Genomic DNA, 3,666 nt, shown 5'->3' with positions numbered 1-3,666 from the left:
TTTTTCAAAGGTTGGTGTTGACGAACAAAAGGTACTTGAGCGGGCCACCAGCCTGGACGCATCGGCGCGTTTCGATTCCTGTCGCCAAATGGTTCGCGCCTTGCATCAGGCCGTCGCACAATCGTCCGCTGCCAGATCAATGGATCCGGCGTTCCCGATCGCCAATCCTGACGCGATTGCCACCGCGATCGACCCGCGGTTTCAGTCGACGACGGCGGCCGAAGGAAACGAACTCGCAGCGCTGTCGCCGTTGCCTGGTTCGCACGTCGCACGGACGGGTTCCTGGCGGAAACGAAAGACGGGCAAGCGCCGGCGTTTCCGCCGCATGGTCGCGTCGACCGTCATGATCGCACTCGCAGCCCTCTCCATTCAATTTGTTTCGCGCGGTCCCCAGGTGCAAGGTCAACCCCACGCGCACGCCAAGCTGCCGATCGCCATGGAACACCCGCCGGTCGACGCAAGTCCCCGCGTCTCCATGCCGGGTGATGAATCCGAGACGGACGAACTGCTTCTCGCCGATGACAGCGTTGCCGATGACAGCGCTGCCCTTTCCACAGTACCTGTCTTGAACGAGCACCTTGAAGGGACGCCGCAGCAACCACCAACCCCCGCCATCGTCGATCCCGCTGAGGAGCAGAGTACGGACCGCGATCCGGCGGTCCTGCAGGTCGTCACCCACACCACGGCTGTGTCAGATGACGTCACCACCGACACCGCGCCCGAAGCGGTCGTCGAGTCCGTGCCCGAAACGGTTGCGCCCGCCACACAGGCCGATCCTGCGGACGCGTCCGATCGAACCATCGTCGCCTATCAAAAGCTCGGCGGGACGTTCACTGATGATCGGAGGGAATTGGATTTATCAGGAACCAAGGTGACGAACGCCGATCTGTCCCGCTTGCGATCCTTGCCGTCGCTGATTTCGCTGTCACTGGAAAACACCGCGATCGACGATGAAGGCTTGGCGACGATCGTCGAGCTGCAACCGAATCTCGAAAAGCTGTTTCTCTCTCACACGAAAGTGACGAATTCGGGACTCACGTGTCTCGGGCGGCTCGGCGACTTGGTCTGTTTAGACCTTGCCGGTTGCAAGATTACCGACGCCGGATTGGTGCATCTGCATTCGCTGGAAGGATTAAAAGCCGTCGGGCTGAAATCGACGCGGGTTTCCCGATCCGGGATGGAACGATTGAGCGAAGCCTTGTCACACCGGGCGGTGATTCAAGGTCCACAGTTCAGCCTGTTGGGCGGCAAGCGATTCGATGTGATGCACTGAGCATCCCGTTCGGGGACGGTGGGTGACGCGACACCTTCGCAGGACCGAAATCCGATGGGATCGGCTTGCCGTTGCGCACCGGTGCGTCTGGAGAGTGTATTCTGTTGGGCCATCCTCCGAATGGATTTGTTGCTGTGGGACAAGACGCAGTAGAGCCTGAACGCTGACGCGAAACGGCTGCTGTCTGTGGGAAAACGAAGTCACCCTTCGCGCCGCAGTGACGGATCCGGAAAACGCCCACCTGAGTAGAGCTGATGACCTGGATCGACTACGTCGTTGTTGCCGTTTACTTCATCGTGATGATTGCCATCGGATTGTGGGCGATGGGACGTGTCAAAGGGCAAGAAGACTACTTCATGGGCGGGCGTGGGTTCGGCAAGTTGTTGCAAACCTTCGCTGCGTTCGGCGCTGGGACGGGGGCGCATGAACCGATCCAGGTCGGCCGTACCGGTTGGACCAGCGGGCTCAGCGGCGTGTGGTCGGCGCTGATGTGGCTGTTCGTCACCCCGGTCTATTGGATCACCGCGGTGTGGTATCGGCGGATGCGGCATTTGACGCTCGGGGACTGGTTCGTCGAGCGTTACGAGTCCAAGGCATTGGGCGCCGCCTACGCCGTCTTCGCCATCATCTTCTACATGTTCTATCTGTCGACGATGTTGTCGGCGATCGCAAAATTCGCGGTGCCGTTGATGGGCCTCGATGAAATCGCGGGGTTGGACTTGAAGTACGTCTTGATCCCGGGCTTGGCCGCGATTGTGATCGTCTACGGCGTGTTGGGCGGTTTAACGGCGGCCTACTGGACCGACTTGATTCAAGGAATCTTTATCATCCTGTTGAGCGTGTTGTTGATTCCCTATGGGCTCTGGGCGTTGGTCAAAGAGTTCGGCGACCCGTCGACGCAGGGGTTCATGGACGGATTCACGATCATGCACGAACGGGTTTCATCAGACTATTTCAGTCTATTTGCCGGGCCGAGTGCGGGCGAGTTTCCGCTGCAGTACATCGTCGCATTGACGCTGTTGGCTCTGGTCGGAATCGTCGTCCAACCGCACTTCATCGCCACCGGCGGCGGCTCGGCCAAAAGTGAAAACGAAGCACGGATCGGGCTGGTGGTCGGCAACGTTCTCAAACGCCTGTGCACCGTCGGCTGGGCGATCACGGCACTGATCGCACTGGCGCTGTTGGCCGGTCGCCCCGAGTTGGCCGTGGATCCTGATCTGGTGTGGGGAATCGCGGCCCGCGAGATCCTGGGGCCGTTGAATCTAGGGTTGGTCGGTCTGATGTTGGCCTGTCTGATGGCCGCGATGATGAGTTCGGCCGACACGTACATGATCGTCAGTTCCGCGCTGATCACCCGCAACCTGTATGCGGCCTACGTGAATCCGTCGGCGACGGACCGCGAGAGTGTGAAGGTGGCTCGCGTGACGGGGCTGGCCATCATCGTGGGAGCGTCGATCGTGGCGATCACCATGGCAGACGTGTTCGCTCAGTTTACCTTCGCGATCGAGTTGCCGATTCTGTTCGCCGCACCGTTCTGGATCGGAATGTTTTGGCGCCGTGCCAATGGCACCGCGGTGTGGATCACGATCGCGTTTTCGGCGTTGTTCTTTTTCATTTTGCCGCTCGTGATTCCAATGGTCTCACCCGAGATGCGCACCGATCCGGCATGGACGACGACGACCAACCGCATCGTCAAGTCGATCAAACGCACGGCGACGCCGGCCGATGTGGCCCGCCATGAAGCTTGGGTCGAAGCGATGGAGCAGGCGAAGGATGATGAGACGATGCGTCAGAAGATCGGCGCCGAACCGCCGCAATGCGAGGTCGGAGATCAGATCGAAGTCGTCTTGATTTCCGGCGACACCTCGATTTTTTGGAGCGGCGGCGTGAAGCCGGTCGGCGAAGAATCGCTGCAGATGATCAGCACGGTGCAAGACGGGGCGGCGTCCATCTTGACCCAACGACGTACCGGACAGTTGCAGGGCGAGGGGACATTCAAGCTCGATTTCGTGCTCTATCACTACATCGGGATCGATCTGGCAAATGTCTCCAAAGCGACGCTGGAAACCCTGCGATTGCCGACGCGAGTGCTGTTGCCGTTCCTGGTGCTGATCGTGGCCAGCTTCCTGACGCCCCGCACGAGCGAGTCGGTGTTGGATCGCTATTACGCCAAGATGAAAACGGAAGTGGATCCCGACCCGGAAACCGATCGCCGCAATCTGGAAGAGTCGTACAGCAATCCGAAACGTTTCGAGGACCGCAGGCTGTTTCCCGGCACGGACATCGAAGCGCTGCGTCCGCGCAAATCCGACGTGTATGGATTCGCCATCTCCGTGGCGGTCTGCTTCGTCGTCATCGCCCTGCTGGTCTGGCTGGCCGGCATCGGCAGTTAG

At 60.0% G+C, this 3,666-nt stretch carries 1 protein-coding gene and 1 pseudogene; both read left to right on the top strand.

Annotated features, from left to right (window positions below; translation table 11 throughout):
- Positions 1–1,273: pseudogene (locus ABX749_RS25745) on the top strand (hypothetical protein); the annotation flags it as partial.
- Between the two features lie 254 nt (positions 1,274–1,527).
- Positions 1,528–3,666, top strand: a complete 2,139-nt coding sequence (locus ABX749_RS25740) for a sodium:solute symporter (protein WP_372898527.1) — start codon at positions 1,528–1,530, stop codon at positions 3,664–3,666.

The organism is Stieleria sp. (assembly GCF_041595215.1).
Taxonomy (GTDB): domain Bacteria; phylum Planctomycetota; class Planctomycetia; order Pirellulales; family Pirellulaceae; genus Stieleria; species Stieleria magnilauensis.
Note: the sequence above shows the minus strand (reverse complement) of the source record. Positions and strands in the feature narration are given on the sequence as shown.

Excerpts from the sequence above, each read along its gene's own strand:
- ABX749_RS25740 (WP_372898527.1), top strand. The coding sequence starts at position 1,528 with ATGACCTGGATCGACTACGTCGTTGTTGCCGTTTACTTCATCGTGATG.